The organism is Rhizobium sp. RAF56, from assembly GCF_052113965.1.
GTDB lineage: Bacteria > Pseudomonadota > Alphaproteobacteria > Rhizobiales > Rhizobiaceae > Rhizobium.
This window is the reverse complement of sequence record NZ_JBFRDU010000017.1, coordinates 59,802-83,824: the sequence shown is the minus strand read 5'-3', so window position 1 is coordinate 83,824 and position 24,023 is coordinate 59,802. Positions and strand designations below refer to the sequence as shown.

22 protein-coding genes are annotated in these 24,023 nt (G+C 60.6%); 16 read left to right on the top strand and 6 right to left on the bottom strand.

Translation table 11 applies throughout. From position 1 onward, the window contains the following. Positions 1-7: 7 nt before the first annotated feature. Positions 8-1,369, bottom strand: coding sequence for a homogentisate 1,2-dioxygenase (hmgA, locus tag AB4048_RS16235; RefSeq protein WP_442203004.1), 1,362 nt, complete (start codon positions 1,367-1,369; stop codon positions 8-10). Positions 1,370-1,408: 39 nt separating this feature from the next. Next, entirely contained in the window at positions 1,409-2,518 is a 1,110-nt protein-coding gene (hppD, locus tag AB4048_RS16230) for a 4-hydroxyphenylpyruvate dioxygenase (RefSeq protein WP_442203003.1), read from the bottom strand. Positions 2,519-2,648: 130 nt separating this feature from the next. Between hppD and AB4048_RS16225 the strand changes: the two genes are divergently transcribed. Continuing rightward, positions 2,649-3,149 carry an Lrp/AsnC family transcriptional regulator gene (locus AB4048_RS16225; RefSeq protein WP_442203002.1) on the top strand — a complete coding sequence of 167 codons (501 nt, stop codon included), beginning with the start codon at positions 2,649-2,651 and terminating at the stop codon, positions 3,147-3,149. A 27-nt stretch (positions 3,150-3,176) separates the two neighbouring features. On the opposite strand, the gene AB4048_RS16220 is transcribed toward AB4048_RS16225, so the two are convergent. Then, on the bottom strand, positions 3,177-3,638 hold the full coding sequence (locus AB4048_RS16220) for an Lrp/AsnC family transcriptional regulator (protein ID WP_442203001.1): 462 nt from the start codon (positions 3,636-3,638) through the stop codon (positions 3,177-3,179). A 123-nt stretch (positions 3,639-3,761) separates the two neighbouring features. Between AB4048_RS16220 and AB4048_RS16215 the strand changes: the two genes are divergently transcribed. After that, entirely contained in the window at positions 3,762-4,553 is a 792-nt protein-coding gene (locus AB4048_RS16215; protein ID WP_442203000.1) for a phenylalanine 4-monooxygenase, read from the top strand. A gap of 139 nt (positions 4,554-4,692) precedes the next feature. Here AB4048_RS16215 and AB4048_RS16210 read toward each other — a convergent pair whose 3' ends face one another. Then, positions 4,693-5,397 (bottom strand): transcriptional regulator NanR, encoded by a 705-nt coding sequence (locus tag AB4048_RS16210; RefSeq protein WP_442202999.1) that lies wholly within the window; start codon positions 5,395-5,397, stop codon positions 4,693-4,695. A 177-nt stretch (positions 5,398-5,574) separates the two neighbouring features. Between AB4048_RS16210 and oiaX the strand changes: the two genes are divergently transcribed. From oiaX to dhaL, 13 genes are all read left to right on the top strand, one after another. Beyond that, entirely contained in the window at positions 5,575-6,831 is a 1,257-nt protein-coding gene (gene oiaX / locus AB4048_RS16205; protein WP_442202998.1) for a 3-oxo-isoapionate-4-phosphate decarboxylase OiaX, read from the top strand. A gap of 4 nt (positions 6,832-6,835) precedes the next feature. Continuing rightward, positions 6,836-8,170, top strand: a complete 1,335-nt coding sequence (locus tag AB4048_RS16200) for a four-carbon acid sugar kinase family protein (protein WP_442202997.1) — start codon at positions 6,836-6,838, stop codon at positions 8,168-8,170. Position 8,171: 1 nt separating this feature from the next. Continuing rightward, on the top strand, positions 8,172-8,930 hold the full coding sequence (locus AB4048_RS16195; protein WP_442203045.1) for a triose-phosphate isomerase: 759 nt from the start codon (positions 8,172-8,174) through the stop codon (positions 8,928-8,930). Positions 8,931-8,971: 41 nt separating this feature from the next. Further along, positions 8,972-9,418, top strand: coding sequence for a D-erythrulose-4-phosphate isomerase (gene derI / locus AB4048_RS16190; protein WP_442202996.1), 447 nt, complete (start codon positions 8,972-8,974; stop codon positions 9,416-9,418). Positions 9,419-9,495: 77 nt separating this feature from the next. Further along, on the top strand, positions 9,496-10,323 hold the full coding sequence (locus tag AB4048_RS16185) for a phosphogluconate dehydrogenase C-terminal domain-containing protein (RefSeq protein WP_442202995.1): 828 nt from the start codon (positions 9,496-9,498) through the stop codon (positions 10,321-10,323). A 76-nt stretch (positions 10,324-10,399) separates the two neighbouring features. Beyond that, positions 10,400-11,341 carry a D-ribose ABC transporter substrate-binding protein gene (locus AB4048_RS16180; RefSeq protein ID WP_442202994.1) on the top strand — a complete coding sequence of 314 codons (942 nt, stop codon included), beginning with the start codon at positions 10,400-10,402 and terminating at the stop codon, positions 11,339-11,341. Between the two features lie 75 nt (positions 11,342-11,416). Continuing rightward, the gene (locus AB4048_RS16175; RefSeq protein WP_442202993.1) at positions 11,417-12,061 is read left to right on the top strand and encodes a DUF2291 family protein; all 645 of its coding nucleotides are present in this window, start codon (positions 11,417-11,419) and stop codon (positions 12,059-12,061) included. A 2-nt stretch (positions 12,062-12,063) separates the two neighbouring features. Continuing rightward, positions 12,064-13,608 (top strand): sugar ABC transporter ATP-binding protein, encoded by a 1,545-nt coding sequence (locus tag AB4048_RS16170; RefSeq protein ID WP_442202992.1) that lies wholly within the window; start codon positions 12,064-12,066, stop codon positions 13,606-13,608. Continuing rightward, positions 13,605-14,669 carry an ABC transporter permease gene (locus AB4048_RS16165; RefSeq protein WP_442202991.1) on the top strand — a complete coding sequence of 355 codons (1,065 nt, stop codon included), beginning with the start codon at positions 13,605-13,607 and terminating at the stop codon, positions 14,667-14,669. Before AB4048_RS16170 ends, AB4048_RS16165 begins: the two co-directional genes overlap by 4 nt. A 1-nt stretch (position 14,670) precedes the next feature. Continuing rightward, complete coding sequence (locus AB4048_RS16160; protein ID WP_442202990.1) at positions 14,671-15,705, top strand: Gfo/Idh/MocA family protein; 1,035 nt, start codon at positions 14,671-14,673, stop codon at positions 15,703-15,705. Next, positions 15,702-17,561: a D-apionate lactonase gene (gene apnL / locus AB4048_RS16155; RefSeq protein ID WP_442202989.1), complete on the top strand. Its 1,860-nt coding sequence runs from the start codon at positions 15,702-15,704 to the stop codon at positions 17,559-17,561. Before AB4048_RS16160 ends, apnL begins: the two co-directional genes overlap by 4 nt. 56 nt (positions 17,562-17,617) lie before the next feature. Continuing rightward, a complete protein-coding gene (locus AB4048_RS16150; protein WP_442202988.1) occupies positions 17,618-18,622 on the top strand; it encodes a dihydroxyacetone kinase subunit DhaK in 1,005 nt (334 codons plus the stop codon). 6 nt (positions 18,623-18,628) lie between these two features. After that, positions 18,629-19,270, top strand: a complete 642-nt coding sequence (gene dhaL / locus AB4048_RS16145) for a dihydroxyacetone kinase subunit DhaL (protein WP_442202987.1) — start codon at positions 18,629-18,631, stop codon at positions 19,268-19,270. Positions 19,271-19,541: 271 nt separating this feature from the next. Here dhaL and AB4048_RS16140 read toward each other — a convergent pair whose 3' ends face one another. Further along, entirely contained in the window at positions 19,542-20,345 is an 804-nt protein-coding gene (locus tag AB4048_RS16140) for an SDR family oxidoreductase (RefSeq protein ID WP_442202986.1), read from the bottom strand. 230 nt (positions 20,346-20,575) lie between these two features. Here AB4048_RS16140 and AB4048_RS16135 point away from each other — a divergent pair, with 230 nt between their 5' ends. After that, positions 20,576-22,459 carry an HAD-IIIC family phosphatase gene (locus AB4048_RS16135; protein WP_442202985.1) on the top strand — a complete coding sequence of 628 codons (1,884 nt, stop codon included), beginning with the start codon at positions 20,576-20,578 and terminating at the stop codon, positions 22,457-22,459. 103 nt (positions 22,460-22,562) lie between these two features. Here AB4048_RS16135 and AB4048_RS16130 read toward each other — a convergent pair whose 3' ends face one another. Next, entirely contained in the window at positions 22,563-23,966 is a 1,404-nt protein-coding gene (locus AB4048_RS16130; RefSeq protein ID WP_442202984.1) for an FAD/NAD(P)-binding protein, read from the bottom strand. Between the last annotated feature and the right edge of the window lie 57 nt (positions 23,967-24,023).

Below are 24,023 nucleotides of genomic sequence, written 5' to 3'. Positions count from 1 at the left end.
CCGATCTTCATTTGATACCCGGGGTTCCGTCGAACTTGCGTTCCAGGCCGTCCCAGCACTCCAGGTAGTTTTCCTGCAGCGTTTCAAGCTCGGCTGCGTACTTCGTCAATTGCTGCGGGTACCGGGTTTCGAACATGAAGGCCATGGTGTGATCGAGCTTCACCGGTTTCAGCTCGGAATTGGACGCTTTTTCGAAGGCGAGCGCGTCCGGGCCGTGGGGAAGCATCATGTTGTGCAGGCTCATGCCGCCCGGCACGAAGCCCTCCTCCTTGGCGTCATACTGGCCATGGATCAGGCCCATGAACTCGCTCATGATGTTGCGGTGGTACCAAGGCGGACGGAAAGTGTGCTCGGCGACCAGCCAGCGCGGCGGAAAGATCACGAAATCGACGTTCGCCGTGCCCGCATCTTCGGTCGGGGCGGTCAGCACCGAAAAAATCGACGGATCGGGATGATCGAAGCGGATCGCCCCGACCGGGGAAAACGTCCGCAAGTCGTATTTGAAGGGGGCGTAGTTGCCGTGCCAGGCGACCACATCAAGGGGCGAGTGGCCGATTTCCGTGACATAGAATTTTCCGCACCACTTCACATGGACGCGGCAAGGCTTTTCCTTGTCCTCGAAAGCGGCGACGGGTGTCTTGAAGTCGCGCGGGTTTGCCAAGCAGTTCGCGCCGATGGGTCCGCGGTCCGGCAGCGTGAATTTCGCGCCGTAGTTCTCGCATATATATCCACGCCAGACCGTCTCCTCGCCATTGCCGAGAACCTTGAACATCATGCCGCGGGGGATGAGGCATATCTCCAGGGGCTCGACGTCCATAGCGCCCATTTCGGTGAACACTCTGACGGCACCGAGCTGCGGCACGATCAGCAGCTCACCATCGGCGTTGAAGAAGTAATCATCCACCATGTCCTCATTGAAGACGTAGGCATGTGCTGACATGCCCACCTGAGTTGCGGCGTCGCCGGCTGTCGTGATGGTGCGCACGCCCTCGAGGAACGTCAGCTTCTCGGTGGGTGCGGGGATCGGATCCCAGCGAAGCTGGCCCAGAGGCAGCGAATGCTCGTCCAGGCAGGGCGCGGTTTTCCAAAGCGGATAGGAAGCGTTGGAGAAGCGGCGGGTGTGACGCACGCTCGGGCGAATGCGATAAAGCCAGGACCTTTCGTTCGTGCCGCGGGGAGCGGTGAATGGCGAGCCGGAAAGCTGCTCCGCATAAAGACCGTAGTTGCATTTCTGGGGACTGTTCTGGCCCTGCGGCAAGGCGCCGGGAAGCGACTCCGTTTCGAAGTCATTGCCGAAGCCCGGCATATATTTCAGCTTATCTGCCGTCGAGGCTTCCGCGTCGGAAGCCTGGATTGATGTCTGGTCCATTGCTCAACTCCTCCCCGAAGACTCTACGCCGCCGAGAGATTACTCCGCTGCAGCACCGATGACACCACGCTTGATCTGATCGGCCTCGATCGACTCGAAAAGAGCACGGAAATTGCCTTCGCCGAAGCCCTCGTCGCCCTTGCGCTGGATGAATTCGAAGAAGATCGGCCCGATGACGGTTTTGGAGAAAATCTGCAGCAGGATTTTCGTCATGCCGCCGTTCACCACACCTTCGCCGTCGATCAGGATGCCGTGCTTCTTCATGTGCTCGACAGGTTCACTATGGCCGTTCACACGTTCATAGGACATGTCGTAATAGGTCTCCGGAGGACCCGGCATGAAGCGCAGGCCGTTGTCGGCAAGCCTGTCGGTCGCTTCGTATATATCCTCGGTTCCAACGGCGATGTGCTGGATGCCCTCGCCCCTGTACTTCTTCAGATATTCCTCGATCTGGCTCGTATCGTCCTTCGATTCATTCAGCGGAATGCGGATTTTGCCACAGGGCGACGTGATGGCGCGGCTCACCAGACCGGTGATACGCCCATCGATATCGAAGTAGTGGATCTGCTTGAAATTGAATAGATTGCGGTAGAAATTCCACCACTTGTCCATGTTACCGCGAAAGACGTTGTGCGTGAGATGATCGAGATAGAAGAAACCGATCGTCTTGGGGTGCGGGTCGCGCTCGCCGAGCCAATCGAACTCGGCATCGTAAGCCGATCCCTTTGCACCATAGGTCTCGACGAAATAGAGCAGCGAGCCGCCAATGCCGACGATCGCCGGGACGTCGAGAGCCTTGTCGTCCCCTTCATAGGGAATAGCACCTTTCGACACCGCATGATCGAAGGCGTGCCTGGCGTCGACGACGCGCCATGCCATCGACGGGGCACAGGGGCCGTGAGCTGCGACGAAACGCGCGGCATGACTGCCGGGTTCGGCGTTCAGGACATAGTTGATGTCGCCCTGGCGCCAGATGGTGATGTCTTTCGTCTTGTGCCTGCCGACCGCGACGTAGCCCATGCGTGTGAAGAGCTCACGTAGCTTCTCAGGCTCTGGATGAGCGAACTCAACGAATTCGAAGCCGTCGGTGCCGGCCGGATTGTCGGCGGAGATCTCCGACGGCGCTGCATCATGTGGGAAAGGACCCATTTTCTCCTCCTCAGAAGATTGGACTTCGACTGTGCAAAGTGTGACCCAAAACGCGTGCAAAGTTCTTGCATTCTTCATGGCGGAAGAACATTCTATGCACGGTTCGTGAGCATTTTGGAGATCTAGCGCAATGGATGAGCAACTCGACAAGCTGGATTTGCGTCTCCTCCAGGAACTTCAAAAGGACGGTAGGTTGACGAACAACGAGATCGGGGAGCGGATCGCGCTTTCACCCTCGCAATGCTCGCGCCGGCGGACGAGATTGGAATCCGAGGGATATATTCGCAGCTACCAGGCCCACCTCGATCGGCAAAAGCTAGGTCTGGATATGCTGGTGGTCATTTCCGTGACGCTGGCGACCCACAACAGAGACAATGCCCGCAGATTTTCCCAACTGATCAACGGACTGCCGGAAGTTCTCGAAGCCTATGCGCTGACCGGCGAAATGGATTATCACCTGACGGTCGCGACCCGCGGGCTCGCCGACCTCTCTAAATTCGTCAACGACGTTCTGTTGCCCCACGAGTCGGTGCAGCATGTGAAGACGTCGATCGTCCTCGACACGCTGAAGACATTCGAGGGTTTTCCCGTGCTGATACCGGGTGGCTGGCATGGCGACGGCCCGCGATGATTTCGCTGCCTCCTTTGGCGATAAGCGTCAGAGCGGCAACTCGGTCGAGAATTTAAGCTCGCGCAGCACAAAGCTCGAAACGACAGTGCGCACATGCGGATTGCGCATGAGGTAGCGGGTCATGAAGGCTTCGTAGTGTTCAACGTCCCTCGCCCGGATCTTCAGCATGTAGTCGAAGGCGCCGGACAAGGCGTAGCACTCCATGATCTCCGGCCGCTCCAGCACCACCGAAGCGAACGACGCGACCGCCTCTTCGTGGTGATCCTCCAGCGTCACATGCGCGATGACGCAGAGCTTGAGATCGAGTTTTCCAGGATCGAGCAATGTCACACGCTTGCGGATGATGCCGTCGGCTTCCAGTTCCTGGATTTTGCGCCAGGCCGAACTCTGCGACATGCCGGCCTTTTCAGCCAGGTCCGCCAGCGAAAGGCTGCCGTCGGCCTGGATGAGTTGAAGAAGTTTGCGGCGAAGATTCCCAGATTCTTTCATTTTCTGCGCCATATTCGGGAGGATTTGCCAACACCATGCCGATAATCAGCATGAATGAAAAGAAAAACCTTCAAACTCGGATCATAATGGCAGCACGAAAGCAGTGTCTGGGAGGATCAGCCTGTGACCAAGGAAAGCAGCTACACCGCCAAACTGCCTGGCCCCGATGGTTTATATGACTACACCCCGGATGAAGATGCGATATGGGGCGAACTCTACCGGCGTCAGATGAAGCTGCTCGCCGATACCGCTTGCCGCGAATATCTGGACGGCGTCAAAATACTGGGGCTCCGGCCGGACAAGGTGCCTCAGCTTCTCGATGTGAACAGACGGCTGAACGAGACCACCGGCTTCGGCGTCGAAGGCGTGCCGGCGCTCATTCCGCCCTCGCGCTTTTATGAACTTCTGTCGCAAGGCAAATTCCCGCTCGCGACCTTTCTGCGCCGTCGCGAGCATATCGACTATATCGAGGAGCCGGATCTGTTCCACGAGGTTTTCGGCCACTGCCCGCTGCTGACCAACCAGAGCTATGCCAATTTCGTACGGCACTTCGGTGAAACCGCCGTCCGCCTCGGCAAGGGCTATTCATGGCATCTGTTCCGCATCTTCTGGTTCACCGTCGAATTCGGCCTTATCAATACGCCGCAAGGCCGACGCTGCTTCGGCGCAGGGATCGTCTCATCGCCAAGCGAAGCGAAGGCGGCAATGGAAGGCAAGGCGTGCGAATTTCGGCCGTTCGATCTGCTGAGCGTGCTCAGGACGCCGTATCGAATCGATATCCTCCAGCCGATCTACTATGTCATCGACAGCTTCGCCGATCTCGAAGCGATCGTGACGCAAGATATCGAGGGCACCATACTCAAGGCGAAATCCCTTGGTGATTTCGCCCCGACTTTCGAAGCCAAAGCTTCGTGAATCCGACCAAGGGCAAGGAAGCAGCTCAGGCCTCAATTGCGATCCTATCGGCCCGGGCTGAAATTGCTGCGGCCTGAAGTACGGCGTGAGCTTGACGCGCTAGTCTGTTGATTGAAGGTCGCTTTCACCCAGGCATTGCCTATTTCGTGTAGAGCGCCCTCGACCGTTCGAGATGCTTGAGGATCGCCATTTCCGAGCCGTCTGGATCGTTGGCAGCCAAACGGTCGACGATCTCCTCGTGCTCGACCAGCGTGAAGTTTTCCTTGCCGGTCCAGATCAACATTTCGGTGTGATAGGCTTTTAGCCAGGCGAGCATCGCTTCGCTCACCGCAGCGAAGATAGGATTGCCGGATATTTGCGCAATCCGCGTATGGAACTCCATATCCGCCGCAATGAATTCTTCCGACTGTCCGAGGGATTGGCGCTGTTGCTCGATGATTGCCCGCAGATCATCGATATCGCTCGTTGTGGCGCGCTGTGCCGCCTCGCGCGCCATGCCGCGCTCGAAGAAGATCCGGGCGCTCTTCAGATGCTCCAGGGAATCGGCGGATTGGGAGAGCATGATCTTCGCCGTAAGATCCACTTGGCGAAAGATAGACTGGGCGGTCAGTTTCAAGACCTTGGCGCGTTCACCGTGGGAAATGTTGACTAAGCCCATGCCAGCTAGCGATTGCATCGCTTCTCTGATCGCTGGCCGGCCGACGCCGAACCGCTCCATCAGCACGCGCTCGGAAGGCATTTCATCCCCGGGCTTCAGTTCCCCCGACGTGATCATTCGTTCGAGGCGGTCAAAGACTTCGTCAGACAATTTCCGACGGACAATTTGCTCTGCTGGTTGGGTCATGGCGGCTCGCTGGCTCAAATCTCTTCTCCCCTAGCATTTCGCGCGTTCGCCGGCAAAGCGCGGTTGAAAGACGGCGTGCCTGAAATTTCATCTTGCAGAAATTGGAATACTCATTATACCAGATCACAAGGTGACGCCATGGCAAACTGACATGGCGTGAGGAGCATCCGCCGTTCCATGACGATCACAGTAACATACCGCATCGAGACGCCAGGAAGTGTCGAGGCGATGGCCGATAAGATCGCCAGCGACCAGTCGACGGGCACCTTCGTGCAGGTTCCGGGAGAGACGGAGGAACTGAAGTCGCGCGTCGCGGCACGCGTCGTTGCCATTCGACCGCTCGACGATGCAAGCCAGCCGACTTGGCCGGAAGCGCGCCCCAGCACGCGGCTTGCCCGCGCCGATGTCGATATCGCCTTCCCCCTCGACGCTATAGGTACCGATCTCGCTGCGCTCATGACCATCGCGATCGGCGGCGTCTATTCGATCAAGGGCATGACCGGTATCCGCGTCGTCGATATGAAGCTGCCGGACGAATTCGGGCGCGCTTATCCGGGACCGCAGTTCGGAATTGCCGGCTCCAAACGCCTCACTGGCGTCATGGGACGCCCGATCATCGGCACGATTGTCAAGCCGGCACTCGGCCTGCGCCCGCACGAGACGGCGGAACTCGTCGGCGAACTGATCGCGTCCGGGGTGGACTTCATCAAGGACGACGAGAAACTGATGAGCCCCGCCTATTCGCCGCTCAAGGAGCGTGTCGCGGCGATCATGCCGCGCATCCTCGATCATGAGCAGAAGACCGGCAAAAAGGTAATGTACGCCTTCGGCATCTCCCATGCCGATCCTGACGAGATGATGCGAAATCACGACATCGTCGCCAAGGCCGGCGGCAACTGCGCCGTCATCAATATCAATTCCATCGGCTTCGGCGGCATGAGCTTTCTCAGGAAGCGCTCAAGCCTCGTGCTGCATGCCCATCGCAACGGCTGGGATGTGCTGACGCGCCACCCCGGCGCTGGGATGGATTTCAAGGTCTACCAGCAGTTCTGGCGGCTGCTCGGCGTCGACCAGTTCCAGATCAACGGCATCAGGGTCAAATACTGGGAGCCCGACGAAAGCTTCGTTTCATCCTTCAAGGCGTTAACGACGCCGCTTTTCGACCCGTCCGATTGCCCGCTTCCCGTAGCCGGGTCCGGCCAATGGGGCGGCCAGGCGCCGGAAACCTACCAGCGGACGGGACGGACGGCGGACCTCCTCTATCTCTGCGGCGGCGGCATCGTCAGCCATCCGCAAGGACCGGCAGCCGGCGTTCGCGCCGTGCAGCAGGCATGGCAGGCCGCAGTCGCCGATATACCACTCGATGAGTATGCCAGGACCCATCCGGAGCTTGCTGCCTCGATTGCCAAATTCAGTGACGGCAAGGTGGCGTGACGGCATGGAAAACCTTCTCGTCAGCTATTACGGCGATGATTTCACGGGCTCCACCGACGTGATGGAGGCGCTCGCGTCGAACGGAGTCCCGACCGTGCTTTTCCTCGGCATTCCCTCGAGCGAAATGCGCGAACGCTTCAAGCACTGCCGCGCAATCGGCATCGCCGGAACGAGCCGCAGCGAGAGCCCTGACTGGATGGCGCAACATCTGACGCCGGCGTTCGAATGGATGAAATCGCTCGGCGCTGCGATCTGTCATTACAAGGTCTGCTCGACCTTCGATTCCAGCCCTGCCATCGGCAGCATCGGAAAGGCGATCGAGATCGGAAAGACGGTGTTCGGCCAGCCTCAGGTGCCGGTCATCGTCGGGGCGCCGCAGCTAAAGCGCTACACCGCTTTCGGCCATCTATTTGCGGCCTATCAAGGCCGCGTCTACCGCATCGACCGGCATCCGGTCATGAGCCGGCATCCGGTCACGCCGATGGACGAGGCGGATCTTGCGCTTCATCTCGGAAAGCAGACGGAAATCCCCGTTGCAGTTGCCGATCTGGCGATGCTCGGTGCGGCCGATGTCGATCGGCGCCTCGATGAATTGATCGAAGGCGAGAGCGGCATTCTGCTCGTCGATGTGGACTCGCACGCAACCCAGCAAGCCGCCGGCCGCCAGCTTCTGCGGCATACCCTGAAGATCGGGCCCTTCGTTGTCGGCTCCTCGGGCATCGAATACGCGCTGCTCGCGGCCTTGCAGTCCGAGGGCGTACTGACGGAGGGCGTCCACTTTCCCGAGGTCGGAGCAGTGGAGCGGCTCGCCGTCGTCTCCGGTAGCGTCTCGCCGACCACCGAACGGCAGATCCGCACCGCCCTTACCGATGGTTTCGAGGAGATCGCTCTCGATCCTGTCGCGCTTGTGTCGGAAGATGGTAACCGCACGTTGGAGCTTGCAGTGACTGCGGGCGTCGAAAAGCTGAGGACAGGCAAGAGCGTCATCCTGCATACGGCACTTGGCCCCTCGGCGAACCGCGGTGCGTACATCGACCAGATCCCCGGTGCACGCCACGAACTCGGGCGGGCGCTCGGCCGGATCTTGCGCCGGCTTGTGGAGAGCGAAGGCCTTTCGCGCGCGGTGATCGCCGGCGGCGATACATCGAGCCACGCCCTCAAAGAACTGCGCATCGACGCGCTGACCACACTGCTGCCGCTTCCCCAGACCCCCGGCTCGCCGCTCTGCATCGCCCATGGCAGCTATCCGCCGACCAATGGACTGCAGATCGCTCTCAAGGGCGGGCAGGTGGGGACTGATGGCTATTTCTCCCAGATCCGTGACGGAAGGCGGGGCTGAGATGGTCTTTTGGGTCGGCACCAGTTTCAAGATGAACAAGACGCTCGACGAGGCGCTCGCCTTCGCGCGGCGTCTGGCAGCGGTCGACGACGAACGCGACGCCCGCGTCCAGCGCTTTGTCATCCCGCCCTTCACCGCCGTTCGCGAGGTCAAGCAGACCCTTGCCGCAAGCTCGGTCAAGGTCGGCGCACAGAATATGCATTGGGACGATGCGGGAGCCTGGACCGGCGAAGTTTCACCGCTAATGCTGAAGGACTGCAATCTCGATATCGTCGAACTTGGGCATTCCGAGCGGCGTGAACATTTTGGCGAAACGAATGAAACGGTCGGCCTCAAGGTCGCCGCCGCCGTTCGTCACGGCCTCGTTCCCCTGATCTGCATCGGCGAAACCCTCCAGCAGCGCCGGGCCGGTCAGGCTGACGCCGTTCTGAGGCAGCAGGTCGAGGGTGCGCTGGCGCGGCTTGACGGAATTGCCTTGGAAGCCACCATCCTGTTTGCCTACGAGCCCGTTTGGGCGATCGGCGTCAACGGCATTCCGGCAAGGGCCGACTACGCCTCAGAGCGCCACGGCAGGATTGCGGAGGTGGCAAGCGCCATGCTCGGACGCGCCGTGCCTGTCCTCTACGGCGGCAGCGTCAACCCGCAAAACTGTGAGGAACTAATCTCCCAGGAACATATCGACGGGCTGTTCATCGGCCGCTCCGCATGGGCGGCCGACGGGTATCTCGACATTCTCGGCCGCGTCTGCGCGGCGATCTAACGGTGACAGTTTCGCACCCTGAGCGCTTGAGAGGAAATGCCATGAAAATCGCGATTGGAGCAGATAGCGCCGGCAAGCCGCTGCTTGATGTCATTGCCGCCCACCTTGCCGGAAAGGCAGATCTCGAAGTCCATGACCTCAGTCAATCGGGCTTCTATGCCGATCTGGCGCAAACTCTGGCCCAGACGATCATCGACGGCGAGCACGAGCGCGGCATTCTCATCTGCGGGACCGGCATCGGCGTCTGCATTTCCGCCAACAAGGTGCCCGGCATTCGCGCCGCCCACACCCACGACACCTATTCGGCCGAGCGCGCCGCCAAGTCGAACAACGCCCAGATCATCACAATGGGTTCGCGTGTCATCGGACCGGAGCTGGCGAAATCGATCGTGGACGTGTGGCTTGCATCCGATTTTGACCCGCAGGGCCCGTCGGCCGGCAACGTCCAGGCGATCGATCGCCTGGACGCGGCAAAACACGCCTCATAACAGTCTGCAAAGTGATATGGTGATTGACTCATCATACCAGTTTGTGCTCCTATTCTGGAATTGAAAAGGTGAGGAACATGACGACAATTGCACTCTTCGGCGCCGGCGGAAAAATGGGTTACCGGCTTGCCAAGAATCTGAAAGGCTCGCGCTTCGACGTCCACCATGTCGAAGTCAGCGACGCCGGCAAGGCGCGCCTGAAGAACGATCTCGGTTTCGACTGCGTGCCGGCGGATGCCGCGCTCGATAGCGCCGACGTGGTGATCCTCGCGGTACCTGATACCGCCATCGGCAAGGTTGCCGCCAGCATCGTCGACAAGCTCAAGCCGGGCACCATGGTCATCGCGCTCGATGCCGCCGCACCGTTTGCAGACCACCTGCCGAAGCGGGACGATCTCACCTATTTCGTGACCCATCCCTGCCATCCGCCGATCTTCAACGACGAGACCGACATGCAGGCGAAGAAAGACCACTTCGGTGGCCTGTTCGCCAAACAGCACATCGTGTCCGCGCTGATGCAAGGCCCCGAGAGCGCCTACGCGCTGGGCGAGGAGATCGCCAAGGTGATCTGGGCTCCCGTCATGCGGTCGCACCGCGTCACCGTCGATCAGATGGCAATGCTGGAGCCGGGCCTGTCGGAAACCGTTTGCGCCTCGCTTCTCGTCGTCATGCGCCAGGCCATGGACGAATGCGTTGCCCGTGGCGTGCCGGCCGAAGCTGCCCGTGACTTCCTGCTCGGTCATATGAACGTGCTCGGCGCGGTGATCTTCAAGGAAGTCGACGGTGTGTTCTCGGATGCCTGCAACAAGGCAATCGAATTCGGCATTCCCGCGCTGATGCGCGACGACTGGAAGAAGGTATTCGAACCCCAGGAGATCGCCGAGAGCATCCGGCGCATCACCTGATCCTGCCGGGGAGGCATGGCACTCCCCTCAATCGCCCCAAGGGAGACGGGGCTTCATTCACACTCGGGAGGAATAAATGAAACTGACACGTAGATTGACGCTTGCGGCTTTTGCCGGCGCACTGGCGCTCGGAACGGCCATCCCGGCCTATTCCGCCGACCTGATTGCCATCATCACTCCGGCCCACGACAACCCCTTCTTCAAGGCTGAAGCCGTTGGCGCCGAAGCCAAGGCGAAGGAACTCGGTTACGAAGCTCTCGTCATGACCCATGACGACGACGCCAACAAGCAGTCGCAGATGGTCGACACGGCGATCGGTCGCGGCGCAAAAGCCATTATCCTCGACAATGCCGGCGCCGACGCATCGGTCGCAGCCGTCAAGAAGGCCAAGGATGCCGGCATCCCGGCATTTCTGATCGACCGCGAAATCAACGCAACCGGCGTCGCCGTCGCTCAGATCGTTTCAAACAACTACCAGGGTGCACAGCTTGGCGCCCAGGAGTTCGTCAAGCTGATGGGCGAAAAAGGTAACTACGTGGAACTCGTGGGCAAGGAATCCGACACCAATGCCGGCATCCGCTCGCAAGGCTACCATGACGTCATCGACGACTATCCGGACCTGAAGTCGGTCGCCAAGCAGTCGGCGAACTGGAGCCAGACGGAAGCCTATTCCAAGATGGAGACGATCCTCCAGGCAAATCCGGACATCAAGGGCGTCATCTCCGGCAACGACACGATGGCGATGGGCGCAATCGCAGCGCTTCAGGCCGCCGGCCGCAAGGACGTGATCGTGGTCGGCTTCGACGGCTCCAACGACGTGCGCGATTCCATCAAGGCTAGCGGCATCAAGGCGACCGTTCTGCAGCCCGCCTACGCGCAGGCACAGTTGGCCGTCGAGCAGGCCGACGCCTACATCAAGAACAAGACGACTCCGAAGGAAGAGAAGCAGTTGATGGACTGCGTTCTCATCAACGCCGACAACGCTGGCAAGCTCGAGACCTTCGCGCTGAAGAACTGATGGCAGACTTCGCTTGCGGAGGGCGCCCGACGGCGCCCTCCGCAGTTCGTTTCGTATGATGTCGAGGTTTGGTGCATGTCGAGGATGAAGGGCGCCCTGCTTGCCGCTTTGGTGGCGGCGGCTTTGCCCGGTTGCAAAATCATCAAGACTCCGACAGCGGAGGAAAAAGCGGCGGCAGCGACCAAGAGCGCCTTCGACCCGAATGCAAAGGTCGAGGCGATCTGGCAGCCGCAGGTGGTACCCTATTTCCAGAAGCGCGCAGGCGGGCTCAAGGATGTCGCGCAACTTGCCGCGTCGAGCCCCGACCAGGCGGGAGAAAAATACGGCAATCCAGGCAAGCAAAGCAGCGCACCCTGGACCTATGCCGTGAAGTTCACCGGCAAGGTGGTAGCGGCGGACACGGCCTCGCGCGCGGCAACGCTGGATATCGACGCCGACGGCGATGGCAAAGCCGACGCCAAGGTGCAGATCGGCCCTGCCCTGCGCGGAACGGCGTTGCGCGATACGCTCGATTTCGTCAATTTCAATGAGTTCAAAAACCAGATCGAGTGGGCCCAGTTCGGCAAGGCTTTCAACGAGAAGGCCGATGCCGCCTTCCTGTCGGCGATCCCGCGCGACGGCCTGGTCGGCAAGACAGTCACCGTGACGGGCGCCTTTCCATTGCCCTCAGGCGGGCAGCTTCCGCTCGTGACCCCTTCCGAATTGACGGTGGGAGGCTGACGATGAGCGCGCCACAAGCGAACGACATCATCCTGCGCCTCGAGGAGGTGTCGAAGGTTTACTCTGGTATCGTCGCGGTCAAGCGCGCCAATCTTGAGCTGCACCGCGGCGCGGTCAACGTCCTCGTAGGCGAGAATGGCGCTGGAAAATCGACCCTGATGAAGATCATCGCAGGCGTCGAACGGCCGACCGTCGGCCGCATCATCCTGGACGGGGAACCGGTCTTCTTCGACAGTCCGGCCAATGCGCAGGCACACGGCATCGGCATGATCTTTCAGGAACTCAATCTCTTCGCGAACATGTCCGTGGCGGAGAACATTTTCGCCACCCGCGAAATCAAGCGCGGTCTGCTCGGGATCGATCACAAAGCGCAGGTCGAGAAAGCCAACGAACTCCTGAAACGACTGGACGCCGGCATTGACGCCGAAACGATGGTCGAGGATCTGCCGATCGGCCAGCAGCAGCTCGTCGAGATCGCCAAGGCGATGTCGTTGAATGCGCGCATCCTGATCATGGACGAACCGACTTCGGCGCTTTCGGCTGCCGAGGTCGACATCCTCTTCAAGGTCATCGCCGAACTGAAGGCGCAGGGCGTTGCGATCGTCTATATCTCGCACCGCCTTGAAGAACTCATGCGCATTGGCGACTACATCACCGTGCTGCGTGACGGCCAGATTACCGGTCACGCGATGGTGCGCGACATCGACATGCGCTGGATCGTGCGTTCGATGATCGGCTCCGACGCCAAGGATTTCGCAAAGTCGGTGGGCCATACCGTCGGCCGTGAGGTATTTCGCGCCGAAAATATCAGCCTGCCTCGACCAACAGGCGGACTTGCCGTGGACGACGTCTCGCTGGCGGTCAAGGCGGGTGAAATTCTCGGCATATATGGTCTGATGGGAGCCGGGCGCAGCGAGTTCTTCGAATGCGTCATCGGGCGCCACGGGCACTCGACCGGCAAGATCTTTATCGACGGCGAGGAGGTGCGCGCCCGCGACACGACAAGGCGCATCCGACGCGGCCTTGCATTGATACCGGAAGACCGTCAGCGGGAGGGACTGGTTCAGGTGCTCTCGATCGCGTCGAACCTGACGCTGGCGAGCCTCGGCCGTTTCACCCGCCTCTTTCATATCGACAGCACTGCGGAAAAGAACGCCATTCGCGATGCGATCCAGGATCTGTCGATCAAGGCCCCGAACCCGGACTTCGAGGTCACCTCCATGTCCGGCGGCAACCAGCAGAAAGTCGTTATCGGCAAGGCGCTCATGACCAATCCGAAGGTTCTTCTGATGGACGAACCGAGCCGCGGTATCGATGTCGGCGCCAAGGCGGATGTGTTCCGCACCATGCGCCGGCTAGCGGCAAGCGGGCTTGCCATTCTATTTTCGACTTCCGACCTCGAAGAGGTCATGGCGCTCTCCGATCGTATCGCGGTTTTGAGTAACGGCCAGCTCGTGGCCGTCTTCGATCGCGACGATGCGACGGAAGACGCCATCATCGCGGCTTCGGCCAAGGGACACGGACATCAAGGGAAACTTGCGTCATGACGGCGGCTGCTTCTTCAACCAACGCGCCGAAAAGTGCGAACGGATCTGCGCTTCTGACACTGATGAAGCTCAGAACCTTCATCGCGCTCTTCGCCGTCATCATCTTCTTCGCGATCTTCGCCCCGAACTTCACCTCGACGGCGAACATGATCCTGATGTCGAAGCATGTGGCGTTGAACGCCTTCCTGGCGATGGGCATGACCTTTGTCATCATCACCGGCGGCATCGACCTCTCCGTCGGATCGATCGTCGGGCTGTGCGGCATGGTGGCCGGCGGCCTGATCCTCTACGGCGTGGAATTGCCGATCGGCTACACGATCTACTTCAACCTCTTCGAAATCGTACTGATCACGCTGGCGGTCGGGCTCCTGATCGGCCTCATCAACGGCCTGCTGATCACCAAACTCAACGTTGCGCCTTTCATCGCAACGCTCGGGACGCTCTACATCGCGCGCGGCCTGGCGCTTCTTTCCTCGGACGGTCAAACCTTTCCGAACCTCGTCGGCCGGCCGGAATATGCAACGACCGGGTTCGACTTCTTCGGTGCGGGACGCATCTTCGGACTGCCGGTCTCTATCTGGATCCTGATCTTCCTCGCGCTGCTGGCCGCCTACGTCGCGCGATCCACGCCGATCGGCCGGCATATCTTCGCGGTCGGCGGCAATGAACGCGCCGCGCGCATGTCCGGCATCCGGGTCGATGTCGTGAAGATTTTCGTCTACATGTTCTCCGGCCTTTGCGCGGCGATCGTCGGCGTCGTCATCTCCTCCGAGCTCATGGCAGCGCACCCGGCAACGGGCGAGAGCTTCGAGTTGAACGCCATTGCCGCGGCCGTTCTCGGCGGCACCTCGATGTCGGGCGGACGCGGCACGATCGGCGGGACGATCATCGGCGCCTTCGTCATCGGCATACTTTCGGATGGACTGGTGATGATGGGCGTCTCGTCTTTCTGGCAGATGGTCATTAAGGGCCTGGTGATCATCATCGCTGTCGTCGTCGACCAGGCGCAACGCCGCCTGCAGCAGCGCGTTACCCTCATGCAGATGGCAAAGGCGGGTTGAGATGACGGAATTGAAGGGTGCGTTGATCGGTTGCGGCTTCTTCGCGATTAACCAAATGCACGCATGGAACGACGTCGAAGGCGCCCGCATAGTGGCGATCTGCGACCGCGACCCAGAGCGCTTGAAGGTCGTCGGCGAACAGTTCGCCATCGCGCGCCGCTATTCTGACGCTGCCGAGCTTTTTGCCGACGGCGGCATCGACTTCGTCGATATCGCCACCACCGTCCAGAGCCACCGCGAGCTCGTGGAAATTGCGGCCAAGCACAAGGTGCCGGCTATCTGCCAAAAACCATTCGCGAAGACCCTGGCCGACGCGAAAGCAATGGTTGAGGCTTGCCGGGATGCAGGCGTGCCGCTGATGGTACATGAGAACTTCCGCTGGCAGGCGCCGATCCAAGCGGTGCGAAAGGCTTTGGATGACGGGGCAATCGGCACGCCGTTCTGGGGCCGCTTTTCCTTCCGGTCGGGCTACGATGTCTTTTCCGGCCAGCCGTATCTGGCCGAGGGCGAACGCTTCATCATCGAAGATCTCGGCATCCACACGCTCGACATCGCACGCTACATCCTTGGCGACGTGTCCGCGGTGACGGCCCGCACCAAGCGCGTCAATCCCCGGATCAAAGGCGAAGATGTCGCCACCATTCTCCTCGACCATGAAAGCGGTGTAACCTCGGTCGTGGACGTCAGCTACGCGACGAAGCTGCCGACGGAACCTTTCCCGGAAACGCTGGTCGAACTGGATGGATCAGACGGGTCTCTTCGTCTCTTCCAAGGCTACCGCCTTGAGGTGACCAATTCGCTGGGATCCACGAGCGCGGACGTTTCACCGAAGCTTCTCTCCTGGGCATCGCGGCCCTGGCATAACGTTCAAGAGAGCGTCCACGCAATCCAGCAGCATTGGGTGGACCAACTGAAGCGGGGCGCCAAGCATTCGACCTCCGGCGAAGACAATCTGAAGACCTTCGCGCTCGTCGAGGCAGCCTACGAGAGTGCCGCCACGGGACGGACGGTAGACATCGAAGCGGCGTTGCGATGACGGCTGTCCCCTTCCTCCTCTATGGCACCGACGACGTCGAAACGCGCCCCGTTCGGCTCAAAGCGGGAAAGCTGGAGGCGGACCTTGCGAACGGCAACCTCCGCACCATCCGTTACGACGGCACCGAAGTGCTGAGGGCGATTTCCTATCTTGTCCGCGATCGCGACTGGGGAACCTACAGCCCCGCGATCACCGGCCTGAAGATCGATCAGCGGGATAATTGTTTCGAGGTCTCCTACCAGGCCCGCTGCGATGGACCGCAGAGTGAGAGGCTTCTGATCGACGTTCGCATCGGCGGCACTGGCGAGCGGCTCGAGTTCGCAGCGGAAGCCGTTGCCGAAAGGGGCTTCGAGACCAATCGCTGCGGCTTCTGCATCCTGCACCCGATCGTCGGTATGGCCGGAACCTCTGTTGTCGTCGAGCACGTTGACGGCAGCATCGAGGAAACGACGTTCCCCGACCTCATCGAGCCCTGGCAGCCCTTCAAGGACATGCGAGCCATCACTCACACGGTACAGCCGGGCGTTTCGGCGGAATGCCGCATGGAAGGTGACACCTTCGAGATGGAAGACCAGCGCAATTGGTCGGACGCGTCATACAAGACTTACGTGCGCCCCCTCGCCTTGCCCTGGCCTTATCGGATCGCCGCTAACGAGCCCGTCCGGCAGAAGACCACGTTGATCATAGGCGACAGCCGCGCACTCGGCTCATCGCCTGTGCGCACCTCGGCCGGAGCCGTAAAACTCGAGCCCGGCACCCGCAGCGGCGTCATGCCGGCAATCGGCTTGATCGTCACGCCCGAGGAGGCGGAGGCGACGCTCGCGGCTCAGGAGCTGCTTGCCGATATCGCTCCTCAGGAACTGCTTTTTCACCTTGATCCCAGTCGCGACCATGATGTGATCGAAGCGCTTACGCATTTTGCAGCCGTTGCTGCCGTCCATACCGGGCGAACGACGTTGGAGATCGCGCTGCCCTGCAAGCACGCCCCGGCGAGCGAAACCGCCGAGATCGCACGACAAATGCAGATCGCGGGATTTCGGCCGGATGCGATCATGGTTTCGCCGTCGGTGGATCGGCAATCCACGCCGCCCGGCAGCAAATGGCCGGACTGCCCCCCGCTCGAAGAGGTTTATGCCGCTGCCCATGCGGCATTCCCAAGTGTTCGGATCGGTGGCGGCATGCTGAGCTACTTCACCGAACTCAACCGCAAGCCCGTCCCCGCCGAGCGACTGGCCTTCGTCAGCCACTGCACCAACCCGATCGTCCATGCAGCGGACGATCTGAGCGTCATGCAGACCCTGGAAGCCCTACCCTTCATCACCCGATCGGTTCGCGCAAGATACGGCAACAAGCCTTACCGCATCGGGCCGTCGACCATTGCCATGCGGCAAAACCCCTACGGCAGCCGCACGATGGAGAACCCGTCCGGCGGCCGCGTTCCCATGGCCAATCGTGATCCGCGCCACAATGGCCGCTTCGCCGAGGCCTTTGTGCTCGGTTACGCGATCCAAGTGCTGGATGCCGATCTCGAATGCCTGACGTTGTCCGCATTGACAGGGCCGTTCGGACTTGTCGCAGGCGGCCGAGAGCCCAGCGTGGTGGGCAGCACGCGGCCGCTCTTCAACAGCGTAAGGACGCTGGCGGCGCTAGCCGGCGCGCCGTGGAGAGCGTGTCGCTCCTCGTCTCCCTCCGGCGTGCTGGCATTCCTTGCCGAACCCAACTCGGGAGCCAAGCTCTGCATGGTGAACCTTGGCCCAGAGGAGAAGGCCGTCGACCTCGGCGCGTTCTCGCTGGTATCCGACAAGGCCATCACGCTCGAGCCATTCGCCACGAAAGTCCTTTCTCTGGCGGATTGATATCAAGGCTGCGGTCTGCATCTAATTCATCGGTACAGGACGACGGGAGGATTGGCGTGAAAACCAAGAAACTGATTAATGCCGGTGCTGATGCCGTAGATGAAATGCTTCAGGGAGTGCTCGCGGCCCATCCGGACCATCTCTACGCCGTAGACGGCATGCCCCGCGCGATCGTCGCGCGCAACGGCCCCCGCGAGGGCAAGGTGGGCCTTGTTATCGGCGGCGGCTCCGGTCACGAACCAACCTTCCTGGGCTACGTCGGCAAAGGCTTGGCCGATGCAGCGGCGATCGGCAACGTCTTCGCCTCGCCGCCGCCCGATCCGATCGTCGCTTGCGCCAAGGCGGTGGATGGTGGAACCGGCGTGCTGTTCATGTACGGCAACTATGCCGGCGACGTGATGAACTTCGACATGGCGGCCGAGATCCTCGCCATGGACGACATCGAGGTCCGCACCGTCCTGACGACGGACGATGTCGCCTCGGCGCCAGCCGACCAGATCGGCAAACGTCGGGGCGTCGCCGGCAACGTCTTCATCTTCAAGGCGGCAGGTGCTGCCTGCGATCTCATGTATTCCTTCAACGATGTCGAACGCGTCGCGCGTCGTGCCAATGCGCGAACCTACACCATGGGTGTCGCGCTATCGCCTTGCTCGCTGCCCCAGACGTTGCGGCCGAATTTCGAGATCGGCGATGGCGAAATGGAGATCGGGATGGGAATCCACGGCGAACCCGGCGTCGCCCGTGGTCCGCTTAAGACAGCCGATGAGGTCACCGACGACCTGATGGACAGAATCCTCCTCGAAATGAACGCTGGTCGCGGCGATCGCGTAGCGGTGCTCGTCAACTCGCTCGGTTCAACGCCCTTGATGGAACTCTACATCATGATGCGCCGCGTGAAATCGCGGCTGGACGACGCCGGGCTTGTCATCCACACCTCGCTCGTCGGTAACTACTGCACGTCGCTGGAAATGGCCGGCGCGTCGGTGAGCATCATGCACCTAGACGAGGAGCTACAGCAACTGGTCGATCACCCCTGCGATTGCGCGATGTTTCATAGGTAACCACCAATGGCCATAACCACCAATGACCTGCAGCGTCTGTTTGCAATCATTGCCGAGGAAATGACGAAGAACCGCGATTATCTTTGCGAGCTGGACGGCGCGATCGGAGATGGAGACCATGGCATCGCCATGGATACCGGATGCCAGGCAGCCGCCGCCTCGGTTGCAGCCCTGGATGCATCGCTCGCGGAACCAACGACGGTGTTCAACACTGCGGCAAAGGCGTTTCTAAACGCCGTCGGCGCCTCGTCCGGCCCGCTCTACGCGACCGCCTTCATGCGCGCCGGCGCAGTGGCCAAAGGCAGGCGAGAACTGAGCGACGACGACTTTGTCGATATCTTCAAGGCGATGGCCCAGGGAATAGAGGCTCGCGGCAAGGCCGAGCTCGGCGAAAAGACGATGCTGGACGCATGGAAGCCCGCCGCCGACGCGGCTGAAGCGGCCAGACGAAACGGTGCCTCCCTCGCTTCAACCATGGCCGCCGCCGCCGCGGCGGCCCGTCTAGGGTGCGAAGCAACGAGCAACATGATCGCCGCCAAGGGCCGCGCTTCGCGTCTGGGATACCGGGCTTTGGGGCACCTAGATCCCGGTGCTGTCTCTACGACCCTCATGATCGATGCGATCGAACGGTTCTGTCGGCATCGCTGAACCGCGGAGCCGAAAATCCCGGTGATCCAATCCACGGTGAATACGGGTGCGCCGGGATTGCGACGCCAGCGAAGAACAAGCGAGAATATTTCGATCCAACCGTACCGAAATGACCGAGGTTGACCTTTTAGCCGCGCAGCAACGCCGTTACGCAACGAAAGCCGCTCCCTGATTTCCCCGGAGCGGCTCATTCTTTAGCCTCGCTCTGCGAGGCATTTTTTGTTGGGCGCAGCACTGGCAAAGAGAACTGTTGCCAGCGCTCGCGCCCTATCTAGGCCTTTGCCGCGACCGCGTCCTCTTCAGCAAAGATCGGGCTTTCCGGGAGCGTGCTGCCACCATCGACAACAATCGTCTGACCGGTGATGTAGCCCGCGAGATCGCTGGCCAAAAAGAGCATGGCGTGGGCAATGTCTTGCGGTGCCCCGAGCCGTCCCATCGGCACATACTTCGCCATCATCTTCTGCCCCGCTTCATCGGCAAGAAGGTCCATGGCCGGGGTCCTGATAAACCCGGGCTCAACGCCGTTCACCGTGATGTCGTCGCGCGCCAGTTCGATGGCGGCGGTGCGAATAAAGCCGTTGAGCCCGCTCTTGCCCGCCGCGTAGTAGGACGTGCCCGGCATCGCAACCCTCGGCCCCGTAACCGAAGAGGTGAAAAGCAGCCGCCCGCCGCCCTGTTGGCGCATATGCGGAATGGCGGCCTTCGAGAGGCGGAAAGCGGCCTTCAGGTTGACGCTCAGGGATTCCTCCAGTTGCTTCTCGTCGAGATCCTCGACCAGCCCGCCGACGAAAGACGCCGCATTGTGGACGATGATATCGAGCCGCCCGGAGCGCGCGACGGTCGCAGCGATGGCGTCGCTGATTTGATCGGCGTGGCCGACATCCACAACCCGAAGGGCCGCGTTGCCTCCCGTGGCCAGGATCTCGTCACGAACGGCACTTCCGTGACTTTCGTTTCGCTCGGCGATGACGACGCTGGCACCCGCGGCTGCGAAGATTTTGGCGATGGTCGCGCCTATGCCCTGCCCGGATCCGGTGATAAATGCGGTTTTACCCGCCAAGCTTAGTTCAATCATTTTCAGTTTCCCTGAGATTCTGTCGGCGGTGGCGCAGCGAGACTGGCCTCATCCTAGATTATGCGTAGCGGTAGGAACGGCGTAAAGACACCTGAAGCTGCCTTTGACATAGCAGGGCTTCTTGATCGGGCTTCAGGCATCTGTCAGGTAGCTGTGGCATGTAACCTTGTTTGAGACGAGCCCCACGCATAAGTCAGTGGGGAATTCCAGATTGTTGCCGAGACTTAAATATGCTTGCTAATTTTGCCCCGACTGCGCCAATCAAGCTAGTCGTATGGGATATGGACGACACGTTCTGGAACGGAACCTTATCCGAAGGCAGCGTCACGCTCGTCGACCGAAACATCGAAATCGTGAAAACCTTGGCCGATCGCGGCATTATGTCGTCGATCGCCTCGAAGAACGAGTTCGAGCCCGTCAAGCAGGTGCTCGCCGGCGCCGGGCTCTGGGACTATTTCATCTTCCCGCATATTTCGTGGAACCCCAAGGGTGGGTCGATCGCCAGCATCGTCGAGCAAGCCAATCTGCGGCCGGAGAACGTGCTGTTCATCGACGACAATTCCATCAATATCGAGGAGATTCGCTTTCGCTTCCCGACGATGATGGTCGCCTATCCCTGGGACGTTCTGCCGGTGCTCTTGGAGTTGAAGCAGACTGCCGGCAAGGATGACCGCGCCCATTCCCGCCTGAAACAATACCAGCAACTAGAGAAGAAGGTTTCCGACCAAAGCCAAACAGCGCTGAGCAACGAGGACTTCCTTCGTCAATGCGACATCAAGGTCAGGTTAGAGTTCGACGTCGATCAACATGCCGACCGGATCATCGAACTCATAAACCGGTCGAATCAGTTGAATTTCACCAAGGTTCGGGTCGAGACCAGCGAAGCTGTCGCGAAGTTCAAGCGGAATCTGCAACGCCATGACGTCTTTTCGGCGGCCATCTTCGCGAGCGACCGCTACGGCAATCACGGCCTCGTCGGCTTCTATATGCAGCGCAAGACCGAGCGCGTTAACAAGCTACTGCACTACGTCTGGTCGTGTCGGATGATGAATGCCGGGCTGGAGCAATATGTCTACGAGCGATTGGGCGAGCCCAGCATCGAGGTCGTCGGACCGGTCTCGAACCCGATCAAGACTTTCGACAAGATCGACTGGGTGAAGGAAATTCAGGCCAGCGAGGAGGATGCGACGGCGGCTGACGCGCCTCGGCTGCTGCTGATCGGCAGTTGCGATCTCACAGCCGTCGCCAGCTACTGCAGCCCGAACCGCGTCGAGTATGTCAATGGCGTCAAGAACGGCATCATGACCCGCTACGACGATTTCGGCTTCATCCTTGGCGACGGCGCAAAGGTCAAGGCCTCGGAGGCGCTGGAGAAGATCCCGAGCTGGGATAAGGCGGACTTCGAATCCTTCCATGAACGGCTCGCCGCCAGCGATATATTGATCGTCTCATTGTCGGCGGCGATGAAAGGGGCACACCTGTTGACCGACGACGGCGTCGTGGTGCGCGTGCACCCGGAAGGGCTCGGCAGCTATATGGACGCCAATCCCTGGGCCGATTTTCTCAAGGGCACCAAGTTGTACGAAGCCAGCGCGCGGCAGCGGGCGGATCTGCTGAAGCGATCGCTGGATTTCCTGGAAGCCTCCGCGGGAGAAGCCAAGCACAAGTTCCTGCTCGGCGCCAACACGCGCGACGTCAACGGGGCGCTATCGCGGGAAAATTACGAACTCTTGACCCTCTACAACGAGGCCTGCGCCGCGTTTTGCGAGGCGAATGCCAATTGGCGGTTCGTTTCGATCAACGACGTGGTTGCCTACGACAAATTGATCGACGACCGCCACTATACGCGGATCGGTTACTTCGATATCGCCAACTACATCAACGAGAAAATTCGTGGTGCCGAAATGGTGGCGCAGCAGCGAAAGTCGGCGGAACCGGTCGGCACGAACCTCGTGGACATGATCCGCTCGGGCCGGATGGTGAGCCGCCTCCATCTCTTCGGCACCAAGAAAGGCGCGCTGTCGCATCTGAAGCGCGTCATCAAGCTCACGCCGCTGTCCGGCGTCTACCGCAGAACATTCTTCAAGCAGAAAAAGAACTCGCTCGTCGCCTGACGTGGCGGCGAGGCCAGTCTAAGGTAGTTCTCGACCGCTAGCATTGGTCAGTACCGGGAAGCTGGCAGGCCCATGGCCTGCTCGCCGGCACGTGCTCCAACGTTCATCCGGTCGCCGACCGGGTACTGCTTCTTTGGGTCGTTGCCCGCTCCTCAGGCACAGCATCGAGCCATGCATCGAGACTTGATGCGGCAGCACAGGTTTGCTTGACGATCACCGGCACCATGTCGATATCGGGCAAGCTGCCGAGGCCGAGCGGCCCCATGGCGAACAACCCTTGAAAGCCCTGAGCGCCGGTCGCCCGGCCTGACCGGTCGACAACGATGCCGACATCGAGCTCGTCACGTCTTGCGAGTCCCGCGAGAATAGTTGAGCGCAAGACCGGGGAGTCGATGTCAGTCGAACGGAACCGGCAGTCGATCGTGAGGTCTGCTGGCAGGACCTCAAAGCCGGTGAGCGTTGAAATCAGCACACCATTCGTTGCGATGCGTTCCACCTTGGCCTTTCGCACGGTAATGGCACCTTCGCTTATCGCTGCGTGCAGCCGCTGATGGTGTTCGGGGGGCAGACGATTGCGGTGGTGGCTCTCATAGATCGGCCTGAGATGACGTTTGAAGCGGCTGCGCTCCTCGGGGCTCAGGCCTTGCCACAAATCATGCGCACGCAGACGAAAGCCGTTCATGATGCCCTGCCAACCAGTCCCTTCGACTTCGGCTAGATTGGCCGCGGCACGAAGCGATCGAAACGCGCCAAGAAGGGTCGCCGGCAAGGGACCGTCGGGCGTGCGCGAGCCGGCAGCGGCACGCGTATGCGGTTGCGGCAGAAATCGGGATGAGGAGATCAGGGTCACATGAGTGGCCTCGCCATCCGTCAGCAACTTGAGAGCGCGGTTAACGGCGCGAACACCGCCGCCCGCCACGATCGCATTCTGAACGGGTCTGGGCGCCGACGTAACATCGGTCCGCTCACCGAGACCAAAACCGGTCGCGAGAAACACAGCGTCGAACCGCAGGTTCTCCTCCGAGCCGAAAAAGACAGAAATGCCGCCGGACGGATGCTTATCCACGGCCGTCACGCCCCGAGGGCACATTTGCACGACCACGTCGGTCCGGCCGCTGAGCGCCGCTGAAAACCGCTGATACACGTAGTCACTGAACACTTCCCCTGGGACGAAGGCGTCGTCGAGGTCGACGGCGGCCGGATCCTGGCGCCAGAAATCTTCCCCCTCGAGCCATAGTCTGAAATCCTCCTTAACGGCAGGATCGACCGAAAGATCCCGAACGCGGCTGTTGAGCAAGGTCGTTGCCGAATGCCTGAGGCCTTCGCTGACATCGATCTTCGGCCGCGGATCAAACATCACCAAATGAAAGGGCCGTGTTATCCCTTTCAATAGCGCAATCGCCGTCACAATCCCTGTAAAGCCGCGGCCGACGATTGCGATCTTTGGAAGTTCGTCTCGCACCTGTGCCCGAGATCGGTCGGAAGAAAGAGGGGAGTTAAGCGTCATGCATCAGCTCCTTTTCTGGGTTGGCCAGGCGCATCGCGATCGGCCCGCCATCATTCT